We start from the raw sequence: 19,291 nt of genomic DNA on the forward strand, positions 1-19,291 counted from the left end.
TATGAGCATCTCAACCACGAGTATAAAAAGGCCCGTTCTGGCCATTGTGATGAACTTATTGATTGTCCTTTTCGGGATAATCGGCTATACCTTTCTCGGTGTACGGGAATATCCATCTATCGATCCAACGGTGGTTTCGGTAAGAACCTCTTATCCTGGGGCCAACTCTGATATTATCGAATCACAAATTACCGAGCCCTTAGAAAAATCGATCAATTCTATCGATGGGATCAGAAATATTTCTTCATCAAGTAACCAGGGAACGAGCAATATTACCATAGAGTTTAACCTCGATAAAAATATTGAGGAGGCCGCAAATGATGTGCGTGATAAAGTATCGCAAGCGGCCAGAACTTTACCTAAAGATATTGACGGTTTACCAGTTGTAAGTAAGGCCGATGCCAACTCTGATCCCATTTTATCGATGACGATACAGAGCGATAAACGCAATACATTAGAGCTAAGCGATTTCGCTGAAAACGTAATTGCCGACCGTATTCAAACCATTCCGGGGGTAAGTAGTGTACAAATCCAGGGGCAAAGAAAATATGCCATGCGTATCTGGATGGATCCGAATAAACTAAGTGCTTACGGCTTAACCTCGCAGGATATTGTTACCGCATTAGACAATGAAAATGTCGAGCTTCCATCAGGAAAAATTACCGGGGCAACTACTGAACTAACGGTTAAGACTTTAGGAAAACTAACAAACGAAAGTCAGTTTAACAACTTAATCTTAAAAGCCGATAGCAATCAGGTAGTTAAGCTAAAGGATGTGGGTTATGCAGTTTTAGGGCCAGAAAACGAAGAAACCATTCTGCGCGAGTCGGGCAGACCGATGGTGGCTATTGCCATTATCCCGCAGCCGGGAGCCAATTATCTCGATATCAGTAAAGAGTTTTACAAACGTTTTGATAAATTAAAAGCTGACATTCCACAGGACATTAAGCTTAAAGTAGCCTTAGATAATACCTTGTTTATTAAACGTTCTGTAACAGAGGTGGCCGAAACCATTGGTTTATCACTGGTATTGGTAATTTTGATCATTTACCTGTTCTTTAGAGATTGGGCCATTGCTTTCAGGCCATTGATTGATATTCCGGTATCCTTAGTTTTCACTTTCTTTATTATGTATGCTTTTGGCTTCTCGATAAACGTATTGAGTTTACTGGCCATTGTACTCGCTACAGGTTTAGTAGTGGATGATGGCATTGTGGTAACTGAAAATATCTTCAAAAAGGTGGAAGAAGGGATGTCGCCATTTGAGGCGGCCATTAAAGGATCAAACGAAATCTTTTTTGCCGTAATTTCCATTTCCATTACGCTTGCCGCAGTATTCCTGCCCGTAATTTTCTTACAGGGTTTTGTTGGCCGTTTATTCAGGGAATTTGGGGTGGTAATCGGCGCTGCCGTATTGGTATCCGCGTTTGTATCCCTTACTTTAACCCCGATGTTGAATGCCTACCTGATGAAAAAAGGTGGGCATAAACCTTCAAGGTTTTACAATTGGACAGAGCCTTATTTTGTAAAGCTGAACGATGCGTACGAATCGAATTTGAATAAGTTTCTAGATAAAAGGTGGCTTTCCATCCCGATTATTCTGGTATGTATGGGCCTAATTTTCTTATTCTGGAAGGTTTTACCAAAAGAAACCGCTCCTTACGATGATAGAAGTGCAATCAACATCAACGTAACCACTCCAGAAGGTGCATCTTTTACCTATACTGATAAGTTTATCATGAAACTGAACCAATTGGTGATCGATTCTGTTCCGGAAAAAAATGTGAACATTACCATCACCTCACCGGGTTTTGGTGGTTCGGGTTCGGTAAATTCTGGTTTTGTTAGGATGGGTTTAATCGATCCGGAAGAACGTGAACGTTCGCAAAAAGATATTGCTGATATGCTTACCAGGGTGACTAAAAAATATACCGAAGGTAAAACCATCGTTAACCAGCAGCCTACCATTTCCGTTGGGCGCCGTGGTGGATTACCCATTAGTTACATCATTCAGGCACAAAATTTTGAAAAGCTACGGGAGAAAATCCCATTGTTCATGGATGCAGTGGCCAAAGACCCTACATTTACCGTTTCGGATGTGAACCTGAAATTTAACAAACCCGAAATTAACCTAACCATAGACAGAGACAAAGCCAAGAATTTAGGAGTTTCGATCTCTGCCATCGCCCAAACCTTAAATCTTGGTTTAAGCGGGCAAAGGTTTTCGTACTTTTTTATGAACGGAAAACAATACCAGGTAATCGGTCAGTTTGACCGTGGCGACAGAAAAGATCCATTAGATCTGAGTTCGGTTTATGTTCGTAATGATAAAGGCGAACTGGTACAGCTCGACAACGTAGTTACTGCCAAAGAAGAAAGTAGTCCACCGCAACTGTACAGAAATAACCGTTTTATTGCGGCCACTGTTTCGGCAGGTTTAGCCCCTGGAAAAAGTATCGGCGAAGGTATAGATGCCATGGATGCCATTTCTAAAAAAGTATTGGACGAAACCTTTTCGACCGATTTAAGTGGAGAATCGCGGGATTTTAAGGAGAGTTCATCTAACACTTTCTTTGCCTTTGGTTTAGCCCTCCTATTGGTTTATTTAATCCTTTCGGCACAGTTTGAAAGTTTTAAAGACCCGATTATCATTATTTTAACGGTACCAATGGCCGTTGCGGGCGCATTTTTATCGTTGTGGCTCTGCGGACAGAGCTGGAATATTTTTAGTCAGATCGGAACCATTATGTTAATTGGTCTGGTAACCAAAAATGGTATTTTGATTGTCGAATTTGCCAACCAGTTAAAAGAAAAAGGTACTCCGATACCAGAAGCCATCCGTGAAGCTGCTGTTTCGCGTTTGCGCCCAATTTTAATGACCAGTTTGGCCATTGCCATTGGTGCCTTACCTATTGCCTTAGCTTTAGGTGCCGCTGCAAAAAGCAGGATGAGTATGGGAACCGTAATTGTAGGTGGAACATTGTTCTCGCTGGTATTAACCTTATTTGTGATCCCGGCCATTTACTCTTATTGGGCAAAACCATATAAACCAAACAAAGAATTAAAAGAAGCCCATCGTTTTGAACAAGAAGCTTTACATACAGAAGAATAAGATGAGCAAGAAATTAAAAATATTGATTCTGTTATTAAGCCTATCGCTTTCGGCCTTTGCACAAGAGAAACTGAGCTTACAGGAGGCCATCACCATTGCTTTACAGAATAACTACGATATAAAAATCAGCAAAAACCAGATCGATATTGCAAAAAACAACGCCAATATCGGTAATGCGGGGATGTTGCCTAATTTAACCGGAAATTATACCAATGGTGGAAGTATCCAAAATACACGCCAAACGCCAGCAACAGGCCCAGATAGGGTAATTACGGGTGCAAAAAGTACCAATAACAGCTATGGTGCCGACTTAAACTGGACTATTTTTGACGGTTTTAGCATGTTTGCCAATTATGACCGCTTGAAAGAACTGCAAAAACAAGGCGAACTTAATTCGAGGTTAACCATCTTAACCACCGTTGCCGATGTAATTACAGCTTATTATGATGTGGTGAGGCAACAACAACTGGTTATAGCGGCAGATAGCGCCATGGATGTTTCAGTGTTGCGCACCAATATTGCTAATACCAAATTACAATTAGGCCGGGGTTCAAAGCTCGATGTATTAACCGCACAAGTTGATTACAATACCGACACTTCAAATTACCTGCAAAGCAAAAATGCTTTACAGGTAGCTAAAATTCGTTTAAACCAATTAATGGTTCGCGATATTGGCACAATGTTTTCTGTAGATAGTAATATTGATGTAGATAAAGGTATCTTATATAGTAAAATGGCCGAAATGGCCGAGCAGCAGAATCCCAATGTGCAAAATGCGTTTATTAATCAACGCATTGCTTCCTTAAATTTAAAATCTATCCGTGGGGCCCGCTATCCGTCAGTTAGCCTAAACTCTGGCTATAGCAGGGCAAATAGTACCAGCCCAACAGGTTTTAACCAAAAATTTGCCGCCAATGGATTTACCTATGGCGTTACGGCAAGTATCAACTTATTTAATGGTTTTTTACAAAGACAGAATGAGCGAAATGCCAGGATAGATATTGAAAACTCGACCTTAACCTTAAGCAAAACCAAACTCGATGTAAACTCGCAATTGCTCACGGCTTATCAAAATTACAGTACTTACCTTGATCTGATCAAATTAGAGCAACGCAATGTGGATATTGCAAAAGAAAACCTTGATATCACGCTGGCAAAATACCGGTTGGGAAGCATCGCTCCTTTAGAGCTAAGAGAAGCACAACGTAATGCCATCGACGCGCAAAACCGCTTTATTGAAATGCAGTATCAGGCAAAAATAGCCGAAACAAACTTAAAAGCAATTAGTGGAACTATAGATTTATCGAAATAGTGTGCCGATTTATATGTTCATTTGTTCAATAGTCATTAGCTCATTGGTACTTGTTCATTCCTTAGTCAATGGCTGACATGGTGCACAAATCAAATGGTTCGCGGTATTAAATTATTTTATTGTAAAATGACTCCGTGAATTTAGCATTAAACCCCAATTGGTTCATTGGTAATTGATTGATCATTTTTTACTGGTGAATGGTTATTTTATTTACTTAAATTAAACGGTTTAACAGAAGTAACGAAATTATTTCAAGTATAAAATTCTATAATTAATTTTTATATTTAGTGCCATGATACTTGTTGCAGATAGTGGCTCATCAAAAACTGATTGGATGGGCTATCACAATGGCGAAACCATTAAATTTAGCACTCCTGGAATAAACCCTTATTTCTTAAGTGAGCAAGAAATAACCAATCTGATTTCTAAAAATGAATCTTTATTACAATATGCCGATGAGGTAAAAGAAATCTACTTTTTTGGAGCTGGTTGTTCTTCTCCCGACAAACATGAAGTTGTCTCAAATGGTCTTTCAGCTGTTTTTGGTAATGCTTTTATTTCGGTAGATCACGACCTTCTGGGTTCGGTATATGCTACTTGCGGAAATGCAGAAGGTTTAAACTGTATTTTAGGTACAGGATCGAATATCTGTTATTTTGATGGAAAAAAAATCCATGACGGGCACCATGGCCTGGGCTACGTTCTAGGCGATGAAGGTTCTGGTACTTTCTTTGGTAAAAAAGTGCTTCTAAGTTATTTATACAATAAAATGCCACCATCTTTAGCGGCAGAATTTAAAAAGTCTTTCCCTGCAGAAAAAGAGCAGATTATTACTAACGTGTATCAAAAACCTTTCCCTAATATTTACTTAGCCGGTTTTAGCCGTTTTATGGCCAACCATAAAGACCATCCATTTATTCAGGACATTTTAAGAAGCGGTTTTCAGGAATTTGTAGATACGAATGTTAAAGACTACCCTAAACACAAAAATGTACCTTGCCACTTTGTAGGCTCTATTGCCTACTATTATCAGGATGCACTCATTTCGGTATTGGTAGAAAATGGCATCGAGCCAGGTAAAATTTTACAAAAACCGATAGATGAACTGTTTAATTTCATTTTACATAAAGAAGGCATTATACAACAGGCCAGCTAAATCAAAATCTACTTTGCCATAATAAATTGTTAAAATATGCTTAAGATTGTAAACATATCCACAAAAACTTTTGTTATACTTTCAACAGCATATAATTGCACACACATATATGAAAAGAATACTGGTAGTAGACGATGATATTGAGGTTTTAGAAACCATACAATTAATACTGGAAATCGGAGGGTTTAAAGTTTCGGCACTGAATGATGGTGAAGAGATTTTTAACAGAATTGAAAAATTTAATCCTGATTTAATTTTACTCGATATTTCTCTTGGGCATATTGATGGGCGTGTATTATGCGAACAGTTAAAATCAATTGAAAGCACTTCTAAAATTCCAATTTTGCTTATTTCTGGCTTATACGATCCAAAAGATTTTACAACCTTAAACTACGGCCAGGACGATTTCTTATCGAAACCATTCCAAATGGATGTGTTGCTTAAAAAAATCAGTAAAATCCTATCATTGGAAGAAGATAAACCAAGTTTTCATTTAAATTAAATCCCATTTGGATCAAAATATTAGCCAGAAAGACTTTAATCTTCCTGGCTTTTTTATTTTCATATATCTTAAAACGAAAAACTGAATATCATGAAACCAAGTGAAGAATGGTTGAAAACCTGGAATGAAAAGCGTAACCTGCTAGCTTGCCCAAACAACCTTAATGATTATTTCGAAGAAACAACTGTAGGAGGAAAAAAAATCGATCATCTTGAACTTGGTAGCGTTTCCATTCCAACAGGCGATATTTTGGTACGCGATCCATTGGTTTATATTCAAAAAGATGCAGAGCCCTATCTGATCAAAGTACCAACGGGCGAATTTCCCGTTACTGCCGCTGTAGTGGTACCTGATGATCATGATTGTGCCCGTTATGCCGCGGTTAAGGTACAGTTTACCGCTTATGATGCAATCAGGTTTGAAGAAGCATTAATCGGAACCGAAGACCTTGTTGATTTTAACGAAGGTGAATTTTTCGGGTTTAACGTGGATGCGGGTTTAGGTTGTGTTCTAGATAAAGAAACACTAAAACATTTCTGTGCCTTCCAGGATAAATTTCATAACGAAAATCCAGGTAAAAACTTATACGATGATCATTTCGCGGTACTTTTTGCCGCTAACTATGCAGAAAATCCTATTTATCAACGCGAAGCCGGCGACTGGATCAACTGGAAAATTCCTGGAACAGATTATCATATTCCATTTTTCCAGAGTGGTTTTGGCGATGGCACCTACCCTGTTTATTATGGTTTTGATGTTGAAGGTAATGTATGCTCGTTAATTATCCAGTTTATTGATATTGAATTGGCTTATCGTGATGAAGAGTAAATTACGATTACTAATGATGGCCTGTGCGGCAATATCATTAAGTTAAGCCTCGGGCAGGCAACAAGCAAAAATAATTTAACCACAGATAGGAAGGATGCACACAGATATGAAATCCGTGTGTATCTGTGGTTAAAAATCTTAACTTAAGGACCTTGGTCTGTGGAACATAGATCATGGATTTGGAATCGACTACTGAGAAAAAGGTCTTCGACTCCGCTCAGACTGACAACGACTGTGCTTAACTTAACAACATAGTGGAAATAAAGACTATTGAATAGGCGCTATGAGTGGAAACCCCTCCTACTGGCACAGCACTACCTGATCTAAACCCGATGGGACGAATGCCCGATCCTTCAGTCGGCAGAAGGTACAGCGGGGCTAACAATAATTGTGAATACAGGTTTTGCTTTTCAAATCATTATTTAAACTGTGTAATAATAAAAACAAACTAGTGGTCTGTGAGACACAGACCATGGAATCATAAAGCAAGTAACTTCCAACAACAAGAAAACCATTTACAAGTTAGATCGCCACAGCCAATAAAGAATTGGCTTCGCAATGACGATTCGTGCGGCTGTCATTTTGTCAAATAAATTCTTTTGGAACAACCCTTGTTATGCAGGATGTAGATTAAACAATTTATTTACATATGAGCATACAGGAAAAAGGAAATATTTCTATACATACCGAGAATATTTTCCCGATAATTAAGAAGTTTTTATACTCTGATAACGAAATTTTTCTTCGTGAGTTGGTTTCTAACGCAGTAGATGCTGTTCAGAAAATTAAAAGACTAGGTTCATTAGGCCAGTTTAATGGCGAAGTTGGTGCACCATTGGTACAAGTTGCTGTTGATAAGGATGCTAAAACCATTACCATTAGTGATAATGGTTTGGGTATGACTGCTGAAGAGATTAAAAAGTACATTAACCAGGTTGCATTTTCTGGCGCGAGTGAGTTTGTAGAGAAATTTAAAGATGCTAAAGATGCCAATGAAATTATTGGTAAATTCGGTTTAGGCTTCTATTCGGCCTTTATGGTTGCAGATTTGGTAGAAATTCAAACTTTATCATACCAGGATGGCGCCGAGCCTGCACGTTGGGTTTGTGATGGTAGTACAGAATTTGAAATTACTGAAGGTACTAAAACTACCCGCGGTACTGATATTATCCTCCATGTAAACAAAGATTCGGAAGAGTTTTTAGAAGAAAGCAAACTGCAGGAAATCCTTAATAAATATGCTAAATTTTTACCAGTTCCAATTAAGTTTGGTACTAAAACAGAATCTGTTGAAGATGGCGTAGATGAAGAAGGTAAAGCTAAATATAACGATGTTGAAGTTGATAACATTATCAATACCACTAACCCGATCTGGACAAAAGCTCCTGCAGATTTGTCAGATGAGGATTATTTAAACTTTTACCGCGAATTATATCCATTTAGTGAAGAACCATTATTCTGGATCCACTTAAATGTTGATTATCCTTTTAATTTAACGGGCGTACTGTATTTCCCTAAGTTGAAAAACGATTTTGAAATGCAACGCAACAAAATCAAATTGTACTCTCGCCAGGTATTTATTACTGATGAGGTTAAAGATATTGTTCCTGAATTTTTAATGTTATTGCACGGGGTAATTGACTCTCCGGATATTCCTTTAAATGTATCGCGTAGTTTCCTGCAGGCCGATAGCAATGTTAAAAAGATCAACAACTACATTACAAAAAAGGTTGCTGATAAATTAGGTGAGCTATTTGCTAAAGACCGTAAAGCTTATGAAGATAAATGGAAAGACATTGGTCTTTTTGTTAAATACGGTATGATTAGCGAAGAGAAATTTTACGACAAAGCCAAAGATTTTGCTTTAGTAGGCAACACGAAAAACGAGCTTTTCACACTTCCTGAATATAAAGAAAAAGTATCTCCTTTACAGACTGATAAAAACGGCACGGTAGTGTATTTATACACGAATGATGCTGCGAAACAAGATGCATTTATCCAATCAGCCAATAAAAAAGATTACGATGTTTTAGTGCTGGATTCGCCTATCGATAATCACTTTATTAATCAGTTAGAGCAAAAATTAGAAAAAACATCGATCAAACGTGTTGATTCGAGCGTCGCAGATAAATTAATTGAGAAAGACGAGCAAAATGAGCATGTTTTAACAGAAGATCAAGTAAAAGAAGTGACCACTATTTTTGAAAAAGCAATTACCAAACCAGGTATGCATGTAGAAATTGTGGCTTTACACCCTGAGGAACTGCCTGTAACGATCACCATGGACGAGTTTATGCGCCGTATGAAAGATATGGCTGCTATGGGCGGTGGAATGGGCTTTTATGGCCAGATGCCGGACAATTACAAGGTTGCCATTAATGGGAACCACAAGTTGATCAGCAAGATTTTAAACGCTGATGAAGCAGAACAAAGCACTTTGGCCAAACAAGCGGTAGATTTAGCGCTATTGGCACAGGGGATGTTAACCGGAGCAGAGTTAACCGCATTTGTAAGCAGAAGCGTAGCGTTAATTTAATCAGGAAATCCTGTCATTGTTTAAAGGGAGAAACTGAACCGGTTTCTCCCTTTTCTTTTGCAACAGGGCATAAAAAAAGTCCTGATCAGATCAAGACTTTTAGATGAAAATTTTTGGGAACTCTTAGATTAAATTAATATTGTTAGCTTGTAGCTGCTACATTAGTTTTTTGATCTACATTGAAATAATCTTTATGATCTTCGATCATTTTAGCAATAGTAGCTGCTTTGGTATCAGTTATTTTAAACTCGAATAATGGCTCTTGATTTTTCTTTGATCTCACCATTTTCTCTGTGTAAAAGCGGTAAACTAAACCGTTGGTTAATAAGCCATATTTCGCTTTTGTTTTACGGAAGTATTTAGACAGGCGTGAATCATGAATATCCAAATTATCGTTATGGTGTTTACATTCAACCAGAATTGTTGGTTCGCCATCTTTCATAATGGTGTAATCAACTTTTTTACTTTTTTTAACCCCGAAGTCTAGAACGGCTTCAGATTGAACCTCAGAAGGGTCAAACCCTAAGATCTGGATAAAAGGCATAACTAACGCATTCCTTGTTAAATCCTCAGATTGAACTTGTGGAAGCATTTTCTTAATTCTTACGGCAAACTGCCCGATTTCGTCTTTCAATTCCATTGTTATCTATTTTAGGTAGTTAATTTTTTAAATTATACTGGTTAAATACCGAATTTGCAGTGATAATAATTTGATCTAAACTTTGTTTATCAAAAAAGTTTCTGTTCAACATATCAACCATATAAGTTAATTTATTGATATCATTTGCCTGCATCGTAAACTGAAAGCTTTTCATGCCATCTTTTATAGCCTGTTGAACATAATTGCGTACAACCAAAAAAGATTTCCTGAAGGCATGTTCGCCATCTAACTGGCCCTTAACAGGCTTTCCATCAAGATTACGATATTCATTTTGCATCCTCTGGTACATATCTGAGTTGATTCCTTGATTTTTTAGAATCCCCTTGTAATAGATTTTATTCAGTAAATACTCGTATTCGTTGTTTTTCATGTGGATGCTCGGGTAGATGTAGGGAATATTTCTTTGCTTTTCGGTTTTCTTGTTTTTGGTAATCTAACCCAGTATTGTATGGCCTGTTTTCAATTTTATTATCCACAGGCTACACAAGATTGGGCAGGCAGATGTTTTTCACAATTAGTAGCTCTCACCGCTAATTATTTTGTTTTTGGCAAACAGTTTAAAGATTATAAAAAGAATGGGTGCGGATAATTTTTTTACATCAACCACCCAGAATATTACACGAAACCCTGGTTTTTTTTAGACAAAACCGGATATGAGTTTTTTTTAGATGCAATTGTTAATTCAATTCATTTTTATTTAACTTGCATTCAAATCAAATAAACCCACATCTTTATACTCATGAATCTAAAATGCGTTGTTATAGACGACGAGCAACATGCAATTGAGGTATTAACTGACCACATTGCAGAAATGCCTGGTTTAACAGTTTTTAAAACTTTTACCAGCCCTGTCCAAGCACTTACCGAGATAAGTATTGAGGACGAAATTGATTTATTATTTATGGATATTGATATGCCAGGAATCAATGGATTAGAACTGGCGAAAAATATCAGAGAAAAAGCAAAATATTTGATTTTCACAACTGCTCATCCCGATTATGCCTTGCAAGCATTTGATGTACAATCAGATCAGTACTTATTAAAACCTATTTCTTTTGCAAAATTTGCATTAGGTATTGATAGGATTTTAAAAAAGGAATCAAATAATAATAGCAAAGGCACTACGAAAGAAGCTGATCAGGTTGCGGCCCTTTACATCAAAGGCGACCATAAATATGCTTTTTCCAACATCGCTATTGATGAAATACTTTATATCAAAGCACTACAGAATTATATACAGATTATTACTAAGTCTGAAATCCACACTACCTATCTTACACTTAAGGAAATTGAAAAGGCCTTAGAGAACCACCCTTTTATCCGTGTTAATAAATCGAACATTGTGGCTAAATCGGCAATCAAAAAAGTAGATGGAAATATAATCCGTTTGGTAAATAACGAGATGATACAAATTGGCGAAGGTTATAAAGAAACTTTCTTCGCCTATGTACAGAGCAGTTTATTAAAGTCCAACCGGAATCAGTAGATATATTACAATATAATATTGCTAACTGTTCCAGTCATAATGATAGTTTGACTTTGATCACCAGTTGGCTGTGTTGTAAAATTGTTTTGATCTTTAATGTTTTTATAAACAAAAACAGTTCTTTTAGCAAGTTTAGTAATGTGTTGAGCTTTCATGATATAATATTTTATGTGTTTACTTGTTGTTGTTATTAATTTCTGTAAAGGTGCAACTCAAAACATAACGCAACCAGTTTTTTACACAAACCCCCATTTTTAACAGGCCAAAACCTTAATTTAATAGATAAAAAGCAATAAAATGATTTTTTTTAACCTCAAAAAATTCTTTCAGAATTATAAACTTCATTTCTTAATTTGGGGAATTTATATCATTTATGAGGTATTTATCCTAGGTCTATTTTCAAAATCTTTTAAGCAACCAGGAGTTTATATTATCATTTATGTTACTAATATTTCTGTTTTTTATGGTTATTCTTTTTTTCTAAATAAGATACTAAACAAAAGAAATGACATTTTTAAAGTGATAAGGATTTCGTTACTGATATTGTTAGCGAGTTTATTGTATACTTCAGTTACCTTTTTATTAAGTGCATTATTTAGAGCAGTTGGATTAATTATAGTCCCGACTCCAATTGCAATTGATATGGCATTCATTCTAAGCTGTATTTATCGTTCTTTATATTATATCGGCTTTGCAACGGGTTATGTTTATCTTATTAAATCATTTCAGGATCAGAAGAAAGTAGAAGCACTGGAACGGCAGAACCTGGTTACACAAATAGAAAAACAGGCTTTAGAGAATGATCTGGTTCAATCGCAAAACAATTATCTGCGCAGTCAAATCAATCCACACTTTCTATTTAACACATTAAACTTCATCTATAACGATGCCCGCAAAAAGGCACCTATGGCAGCAGATGCCATTATGAATCTGGCCGAAATGATGCGCTATGCCCTAAAACGTCCTGAAGCATCAGAGATGGTTCCGCTAAGTGAAGAAATTGAACAAATTGAACACCTGATCAATCTTCACAAACTCCGGACAGCTAATGCAATTAATCTGCAACTTGAAATAACGGGCGATATGTTTGGATTAAGATTTCCACCACTTATCTTACTAACTTTGGTTGAAAACATATTTAAGCACGGAAATATTTCGCACTCTACTCAACCAGCGATCATTAAAATCACTTACGAAAAAGATAAGCTGAATATCAGCACCATAAACATGATTAATGATAATAAAGGCAAACAAACGGAAAGCCATCATGTAGGAATTGATAATATTGGCAAGCGCCTGAGTAATTTTTATGGTAACGACTATGTATTCAGATATTACCAGGATCCACTTAACCGCTACATTACAGAAATAGATGTAACTGTAGTTAATCCATTGGCCAGGTTAAACCGCTAAATTTTTGTTGCATTCTGACGTTGAATGTCTTTTAGCAGAAAATAATACATAACCATTTCATGCGTCCGCTGATCTTTGTTGAAGAGTCTGTTTACGTGCATGTGTATTAAATCGGTGAATAGCTTTAATGCATTTTCAGGAGCACATTGTGTAAGAACTCTGATAAAAGAATCTGAAAACAAGCTAAAGCCCTGCTCCTGTTCTGCTGTTAATGCTGCCCATTCTGCTTTTCGAAACTCCTGATAATGAATATTTAATTGTTTAAAATCAGCGGCATCCAATCGATGCTCTTCATTAAAGTTATCAGACATTAATCTCACGACCTTATTGATGGCCGGCTTATCTATAATGCCGGCTCCGATAATCTTTGAAACCAAAAGATTACACAGTTTATATTTGTTAAAATCATCTATCTGTGTTTCTAAAAGCAATATTACAAATGCACTATCTATAGCAAAGTGCCGTTCAACATCTTCAATCATATTACTGCCGTAACGTTCTAACTCACGCTTATAGGTTTTAATCTGTACGTCAGATACCAAACCAGAGTATAAAAACAATTCCAGATCATCCATGAGCTTTGATATTAACAGCTGTCCATCCATTGGATTGTTTAGTTGAATCCTAAACCGGATGTGGTTTCCATTTTCATTGTAGCGGATAAAAAACCAAGATTTTACCTGATCTGTATGAGTGGTTAGGAAAGGCGCAATTACTTCCGTCAAAATCTGATCACTACGTTGCTGATGGCAATAAATTTCGAAATAAAGCCATTCTTTACCTGGCGGAAAAAGTCGGGTTACCCCGGCATTTGCTGATTGCTCAACCAAACCACGATAAATTTGTTCGCCGTGACTTATGCTTAAAACAAACTGTGCTAAATAGGGTTTAGCTGTTTCATCAACCACAATGCTATTTTGAGGCATTAACATTTCTTCAATATAAGTACTGCCTTGTTTTTGCATATATTGTAAGAAAGCATTGATATCGTCGTCATTTTGTAGGGCAAAGCACAAAGTTTGATCGGAAATACCGGCTTTGAAATATTCACTAACGCCTAAACTGTTTAGGAATGATCTACATCCGGCGATAGATAGCAACTTTTGATCAGGCCCTGAAAGGGCTTCTTTTTTAACTTTCCATTTGTTACCGCTTAAAACAATATTCTGATATTGTAACCTTGGGTAATAATCCAAATCAGGGAAAATAGTATCGAGCGGTAAGGAGAGATTTGTTTGTAAGCCTTGATGTTGCAAATCACACAATAACCTAAATACAGAAAGATCTGAACGGATGTAGTTGTAGGCAGAAGCCATTCTAGGCACCAGCCGTTTATTTAACTGCTTAGAGCGAAGGATAATCTCAGTGCCCCGAACTGAAATCTGTATATCATTTAAAGCAAGTGGAACTGCTGAAGTATCAAAATTTAATATTGACAATTGATACCCATAGATTAGCTTCCGCCGGTTTACGTTATCTACATTGGCCTCTACCATATAGGCCACATCGAAAAATAACACCTCCGGATTTGCCTGCTGTTCTGCCGATGCTATGTTTTTAGCGTACTTCGCCACCTCATCGGCCGCCATGGTAAACCTTCCACTTAGTGCATTTGAGGTTACTCCACCAATCTGTTCTATAAAAATCAAATCATCATGAACAGACATTACCATACTGAATGAATTGGGTAAAGATGCTAGTTTTTGATTAGGTGTCAAGACAAGTTTGTTCAGATAAACGGCTTTTCCTTTCTCAAATTTTTGCGCCGTCAGGTAGGTTTTTAATGCCGCTCTGATATTTTCTGTTTCTGCTTTTTTTGGCGGTTTAGTATTAAAGCGTGTGATAAATTCACTATTTTGACCGGATTGCTCCAACTCATCGTATCCTATACCCATTTCAGGATCTAGCGCCAGTAAAAGAGGTACTTCCTGATCTTCGAATTTTTTCTTAAACCTAACCTGGAACTGACTAAGGGCATCACGATCTTTAGCAGGCATTATAGTATGAAGCATACTGATCAAACCTGGAATAGCCTGAAGCCACCGTTCATTAATACCACCAGATAAAGCTGTGCGTTGCGCGATAAGATATTTTGGTAACTCATCCGTAGCGGTGAGGCCTAAACCTTCAAAATAATCATCTCCGATAATATTGGGATCATAGTTGGTAAAAACAAGCTGCAAATCGTGCATATCCTGCAGCAAAACAAATAGATCCCCGGTCTCAGTATCACTTAAATTTAATTGTTTTACCAGATCATTAAGCCTGATCGGCTTTAAACATGCAGTTAATATTTGTATTACAAAATCGTTTTGATCTAACTCGGCCAGTTCGAAAACACCGTCGGTACAGGCTATATAACGGATACTATTGGGCGTTAAATAATAACTGCTATTGCTAAATATGAGGCAGTTCTTTTGCAACAGATCTGCCAATGGGAATTGAATACTATTTTTATAAGGCCAATCAATCAGTTCGCGCACCTTTTGAGCTTCTTCAATTACTATTCTGCTTTCGGATGGCTTAATGGCATTATTTAACAAACTAAAACCAGCAAAAGTGCCATAAGGGGTCGCTCTGAATTTCGCACGGTTAAAATATTTCCAGATGGTAAAATAAACCTTAGGTGGAAGATCTTTGAGTTCGTTTGCCTTTACTTCTTTTATGGTTTCATAAAAGGCTGCGGAAGATATTGAAATGGCCAATTTTAATTCCTCCCAACAATCTACCAGTTCGGATTGATATGAAAATTTAGGTGTTCTAAAAATTACGGTTGGTTGGATATTCAGCTTCATTGCATTTAAATGATAGGGGAAAATTACAAAGATTAATTTAAAAACAGACGATCAGTTTTCAGTTGGCAGTTTTAGCTAACTGAAAATTGCCTATTGAAAACTGTTTATGTAGTTAGCCGGAATTTACAATCCCTCGTGAACAAAGGATCTTTTTCATTTAGCGGATTGAAAATCCACAGTAAAATAGGTCGGGATTACAAATCCCAATCAGCGCAACTAAAAAAGCCATCTTCCTAAAAAGAAGATGGCTCACCGGCAATATCATTAAGTTAAGTACTACAGTCGTCAGCGTTAGCATAGCCTTAATGAGACTGATAATTCTCAAATAAATGCTCTTCGATTATGTCAGGATGATATCTTTTTGCGATTTATTCTTAACTCAATTGACATTGCCCACAGAGATATTATGCATCTTATTTTTTAGTTACTTTAAACTCTGTTCTTCTGTTTTTCGCTCTTCCTTCAGGATTATCTTTTTTCTTGCGTTTTACAATAATTTCGTTTGGCGCAATCGGCATCGATTCTCCATATCCTTTAGAAGTCATTCTGGCAGCGGCAATTCCTTTACTTTCCAAATAATCTGTACAAGATTTTGCTCTTCTGTTCGACAGATCAAGGTTATATTCATCTGTACCAATATTATCGGTATGAGAACTTAGTTCGATTTCCATTTCAGGATTATCTTCCATAATAGGGATCAGGAAGTCTAATACTTTTTTAGAAGGCTCGGTAAGTTCGGCACTGTTAAATTCATAATAAACATTATCCAAAGTCATTGGGATACCCAATTTGAAAGGACTTAAGCAATAATCTTTATAAATCAAGGTATCTGCCTTTGCCAGTTCTTCATAAAGATAGTTTTTAGTAATTGCGAAATAATTATCTTTTGCAAAAAGCAATTTAACCGGTCTTTTCGAGTCTACTTTAAAACTGTAAATCCCATCGGTACCTGTAATTATTTTCTGTGACCCTTCGGCATTGGTTAAAGTTACATTAGCACCTGCTAAAGGCAATTTAGTTTTGCAATCAGTTAAAAGGCCGGTAATAGAAAGGTATTCTTTTTTCACTTCAAACACTTCCAAACAGCACGATGATTCGCGATCAGAACTAATGTATCCTTTTGTTCCAATATCATCAGTTGCGGTAAAGTAAAGATCATCTTTTGATGAGTTGAAAGGATAACCCAGATTTTTGGGGTTAGACCAATTTACCAGATCTCCCTCTGACTCAAAGAAATCAAGGCCGCCGAAACCAATACGCCCGTCGGTACTAAACAATAATTTTTTAGTTAAGGAATTGTAGTATGGCGCACGTTCGTCATCTCCGGTATTAATGGTTGGTCCAAAATTTACCGCCTGACCTAATGAACCATCTTCCCGAACGGCACAATACCAGAGGTCAAATTTACCATAACCACCACTTCTATCAGATGAGAAAAGGAGGAATTTACCATCACTGGTTACAAAAGGTTGTGAAGAATTAAAATCTTTACTATTTACCTGCAAACCAACAGATTGCGGATCTGTCCATTTATCACCTGTTTTTTTAGAAGAATAAATAGCATATTTTTCTTTCTCTTTCCAAGCAGTAAAGTACATCGTATTCCCATCAGGGGTAAAAGTAACTGCGGCAATTTCCATGTTTTTAGGAAAATTGATGTCGATTTTTCTCACTTCGATATCAGCCGAAGTTAATTCGCCTTTAACTGTATAAATGTTATTAATAAACGGGTTGGACTTAGTTGATACCTGAACCTCTCCGGCATCTGTTTTAACCATGTCTTTTTTACTCCCTACAGCAACCGGACGGGAAGAAGTAAAATACAATTCATTTTTGACTTTAACAGGAGCGTAGTTAGATCCCAGGCCATTTACATTACCTGGTACTTTTTTAACCTGTATTATACGCGGAAAGCGCATTTCTTCAATGGCAAACTTACACGACTCAATTTCCTTTTGAGCATCTTTAGCTAAAGCATCGCCGGGGTATTTCTGGATAAACTGTTGAAAAGCGTCAATAGCCGGATTAAATTTTTTATTTGCCCTTAAGCTTTCAGCATAATAATATAGTGCCTTTCTAAAACGTGTATTTGTAAAAGTTACCGCCATAGCATAATATTTTTCAGCCTCGTTAAATTCCCTATACAGTCTGCTAGATTCTGCAAGGTTATAAATCGATCCTTCATAATCTTCTATCACTTTATCATCAGTTGCTGATTTCCTTTCTTTACCATACGGTAAAATGGCCTGGGTACTATCGCCAGTAATTTTTAAGGCTTTTTTGTAAAAAGTTGATGCTGCATAGTAATCCTTATTTTCGAAATAAGTATCAGCAACCTTTTTATAATTTATCACATACTGTGCGTTTGCAAAACCGCCAAATGCCACTAACAAAAAGAGTAATATTTTTTTCATCTTTTAAACTTGTTTTCAATGGTGATGAAGCCATCATAATTTAATATCATGATGGTTTCATTTGATTAATTATAAACGTGGACAAAAGAAGTTTGGACCAATTATACCATTACGACCAATAAGTGATATTGAAAGCTCTAAACCACCGTTACTGTTTGATGCACGATTAAAGGAAGAGGTATTTACATCATAGCTTAATCCGAACACCATATTCTTTAATTGTAAACCAACAAAGGCAATTGCAGCATCTTTATTACGGTAATTACCACCAAATAAAATGTTAGCTGACGGGTTAACGTTAAGTTGTGCATAAGCGCCTAATGAAACTTCGTTTGTATTCCCCTGATACATGAACAAAGCGTTAGGTACAATATCCAATAGCTCTGAAGCTTTGATCCGCGCACCGCCATGTGCAGTGAAACGAACAGGGATACGTGAATTTGAACCAGAAAAACGATCCATAGGCCGGGTTAAATGCGCTGCACTTGCGCCAAAAAAAACGTTTACATTCTTATTCGGATTGCCGTCAAAAAACATGATGCCTGCATTTACATCGGGAACCAAAGATGACTGAGATGAAAGTGTTTCGCCGCTCATCATGCCACCATCATAACCTGAAATTGGATTAAACTGATTACCAAACCTGGCCTGAGAGAAATCGAAACTGCGGTTAATTATACCAGCCTGTAAACCAAAGCTCACCATCTGCAAGCCTTCGGCACCAAACCTTAAACGGTACGAGCCCGATACAGAGGCAGATAGGTAGTTAAAATCCAGCTCTCCAGCCCTTTGATTTAAAATGGTTGCACCAAATGCCAGGTTCTTTTTGGGGGCCATATCGAAAGATGCTCCACCCGTTAAAAAAGAACTGTTTAGCGCACTCCATTGTTGTTTAAAGTTTACAGTTGCACGGTAATCGCCATCTATTACCCCTGTTAAAGCCGGGTTAAGATATAACGGATTTGCATAATATTGTGAAAAATGCGGATCAGTTTGTGCAAAGGACTTAGCTGTACACAGCAGCAATCCTAGCACTGCAACATATATTTTTAAAGCCGATAGTATTTTCATGGTCT

At 37.0% G+C, this 19,291-nt stretch carries 14 protein-coding genes; 8 read left to right on the top strand and 6 right to left on the bottom strand.

Going from position 1 to position 19,291, the window contains the following annotated elements:
• Window position 1 precedes the first annotated feature (1 nt).
• The 6 genes from FFJ24_RS18185 (at window position 2) to htpG (ending at window position 9,446) form a co-directional block, all read left to right on the top strand.
• Window positions 2-3,112, top strand: a complete 3,111-nt coding sequence (locus FFJ24_RS18185) for an efflux RND transporter permease subunit (RefSeq protein ID WP_138818561.1) — start codon at window positions 2-4, stop codon at window positions 3,110-3,112.
• Window position 3,113: 1 nt separating this feature from the next.
• Entirely contained in the window at window positions 3,114-4,424 is a 1,311-nt protein-coding gene (locus tag FFJ24_RS18190; protein ID WP_138818563.1) for a TolC family protein, read from the top strand.
• 292 nt (window positions 4,425-4,716) lie between these two features.
• Window positions 4,717-5,580, top strand: coding sequence for an N-acetylglucosamine kinase (locus FFJ24_RS18195; protein WP_246862651.1), 864 nt, complete (start codon window positions 4,717-4,719; stop codon window positions 5,578-5,580).
• Window positions 5,581-5,689: 109 nt separating this feature from the next.
• Entirely contained in the window at window positions 5,690-6,082 is a 393-nt protein-coding gene (locus FFJ24_RS18200; RefSeq protein WP_121283970.1) for a PleD family two-component system response regulator, read from the top strand.
• A gap of 90 nt (window positions 6,083-6,172) precedes the next feature.
• Complete coding sequence (locus tag FFJ24_RS18205; RefSeq protein ID WP_138818565.1) at window positions 6,173-6,910, top strand: DUF4241 domain-containing protein; 738 nt, start codon at window positions 6,173-6,175, stop codon at window positions 6,908-6,910.
• Window positions 6,911-7,559: 649 nt separating this feature from the next.
• Window positions 7,560-9,446, top strand: a complete 1,887-nt coding sequence (htpG, locus tag FFJ24_RS18210) for a molecular chaperone HtpG (protein WP_210419392.1) — start codon at window positions 7,560-7,562, stop codon at window positions 9,444-9,446.
• 142 nt (window positions 9,447-9,588) lie between these two features.
• Here the strand turns inward: htpG and FFJ24_RS18215 are convergent, their stop codons facing one another.
• Both FFJ24_RS18215 and FFJ24_RS18220 read right to left on the bottom strand, forming a co-directional pair.
• A complete protein-coding gene (locus FFJ24_RS18215) occupies window positions 9,589-10,086 on the bottom strand; it encodes a type I restriction enzyme HsdR N-terminal domain-containing protein (protein ID WP_138818566.1) in 498 nt (165 codons plus the stop codon).
• A gap of 19 nt (window positions 10,087-10,105) precedes the next feature.
• The gene (locus tag FFJ24_RS18220; RefSeq protein ID WP_138818568.1) at window positions 10,106-10,477 is read right to left on the bottom strand and encodes a hypothetical protein; all 372 of its coding nucleotides are present in this window, start codon (window positions 10,475-10,477) and stop codon (window positions 10,106-10,108) included.
• Between the two features lie 369 nt (window positions 10,478-10,846).
• Here FFJ24_RS18220 and FFJ24_RS18225 point away from each other — a divergent pair, with 369 nt between their 5' ends.
• Window positions 10,847-11,593, top strand: a complete 747-nt coding sequence (locus tag FFJ24_RS18225; protein WP_138818570.1) for a LytTR family DNA-binding domain-containing protein — start codon at window positions 10,847-10,849, stop codon at window positions 11,591-11,593.
• 5 nt (window positions 11,594-11,598) lie between these two features.
• Here FFJ24_RS18225 and FFJ24_RS26160 read toward each other — a convergent pair whose 3' ends face one another.
• Window positions 11,599-11,748, bottom strand: coding sequence for a hypothetical protein (locus FFJ24_RS26160; protein WP_168202502.1), 150 nt, complete (start codon window positions 11,746-11,748; stop codon window positions 11,599-11,601).
• Between the two features lie 487 nt (window positions 11,749-12,235).
• Between FFJ24_RS26160 and FFJ24_RS18230 the strand changes: the two genes are divergently transcribed.
• Window positions 12,236-13,006, top strand: coding sequence for a sensor histidine kinase (locus FFJ24_RS18230; protein WP_168202503.1), 771 nt, complete (start codon window positions 12,236-12,238; stop codon window positions 13,004-13,006).
• Here the strand turns inward: FFJ24_RS18230 and FFJ24_RS18235 are convergent.
• From FFJ24_RS18235 to FFJ24_RS18245, 3 genes are all read right to left on the bottom strand, one after another.
• A complete protein-coding gene (locus FFJ24_RS18235; protein WP_138818574.1) occupies window positions 13,003-15,801 on the bottom strand; it encodes a lantibiotic dehydratase in 2,799 nt (932 codons plus the stop codon). The genes FFJ24_RS18230 and FFJ24_RS18235 overlap by 4 nt on opposite strands.
• Before the next feature lie 413 nt (window positions 15,802-16,214).
• A complete protein-coding gene (locus FFJ24_RS18240) occupies window positions 16,215-18,215 on the bottom strand; it encodes an OmpA family protein (RefSeq protein ID WP_138818576.1) in 2,001 nt (666 codons plus the stop codon).
• Between the two features lie 69 nt (window positions 18,216-18,284).
• Complete coding sequence (locus FFJ24_RS18245) at window positions 18,285-19,286, bottom strand: PorP/SprF family type IX secretion system membrane protein (protein ID WP_138818578.1); 1,002 nt, start codon at window positions 19,284-19,286, stop codon at window positions 18,285-18,287.
• Window positions 19,287-19,291 lie beyond the last annotated feature (5 nt).

Source organism: Pedobacter sp. KBS0701 (assembly GCF_005938645.2).
Lineage (GTDB): Bacteria > Bacteroidota > Bacteroidia > Sphingobacteriales > Sphingobacteriaceae > Pedobacter.

What these genes read in the sequence shown, in the direction of transcription:
- FFJ24_RS18235 (WP_138818574.1), bottom strand. Translation starts at nt 15,801, where the DNA reads ATGAAGCTGAATATCCAACCAACCGTAATTTTTAGAACACCTAAATTT.
- FFJ24_RS18215 (WP_138818566.1), bottom strand. Translation starts at nt 10,086, where the DNA reads ATGGAATTGAAAGACGAAATCGGGCAGTTTGCCGTAAGAATTAAGAAA.
- FFJ24_RS18220 (WP_138818568.1), bottom strand. Translation starts at nt 10,477, where the DNA reads ATGAAAAACAACGAATACGAGTATTTACTGAATAAAATCTATTACAAG.
- FFJ24_RS18185 (WP_138818561.1), top strand. Translation starts at nt 2, where the DNA reads ATGAGCATCTCAACCACGAGTATAAAAAGGCCCGTTCTGGCCATTGTG.
- FFJ24_RS18195 (WP_246862651.1), top strand. Translation starts at nt 4,717, where the DNA reads ATGATACTTGTTGCAGATAGTGGCTCATCAAAAACTGATTGGATGGGC.
- FFJ24_RS18245 (WP_138818578.1), bottom strand. Translation starts at nt 19,286, where the DNA reads ATGAAAATACTATCGGCTTTAAAAATATATGTTGCAGTGCTAGGATTG.
- FFJ24_RS18205 (WP_138818565.1), top strand. Translation starts at nt 6,173, where the DNA reads ATGAAACCAAGTGAAGAATGGTTGAAAACCTGGAATGAAAAGCGTAAC.
- FFJ24_RS18240 (WP_138818576.1), bottom strand. Translation starts at nt 18,215, where the DNA reads ATGAAAAAAATATTACTCTTTTTGTTAGTGGCATTTGGCGGTTTTGCA.
- FFJ24_RS18190 (WP_138818563.1), top strand. Translation starts at nt 3,114, where the DNA reads ATGAGCAAGAAATTAAAAATATTGATTCTGTTATTAAGCCTATCGCTT.
- FFJ24_RS18230 (WP_168202503.1), top strand. Translation starts at nt 12,236, where the DNA reads ATGGCATTCATTCTAAGCTGTATTTATCGTTCTTTATATTATATCGGC.
- FFJ24_RS18200 (WP_121283970.1), top strand. Translation starts at nt 5,690, where the DNA reads ATGAAAAGAATACTGGTAGTAGACGATGATATTGAGGTTTTAGAAACC.
- FFJ24_RS18225 (WP_138818570.1), top strand. Translation starts at nt 10,847, where the DNA reads ATGAATCTAAAATGCGTTGTTATAGACGACGAGCAACATGCAATTGAG.
- htpG (WP_210419392.1), top strand. Translation starts at nt 7,560, where the DNA reads ATGAGCATACAGGAAAAAGGAAATATTTCTATACATACCGAGAATATT.
- FFJ24_RS26160 (WP_168202502.1), bottom strand. Translation starts at nt 11,748, where the DNA reads ATGAAAGCTCAACACATTACTAAACTTGCTAAAAGAACTGTTTTTGTT.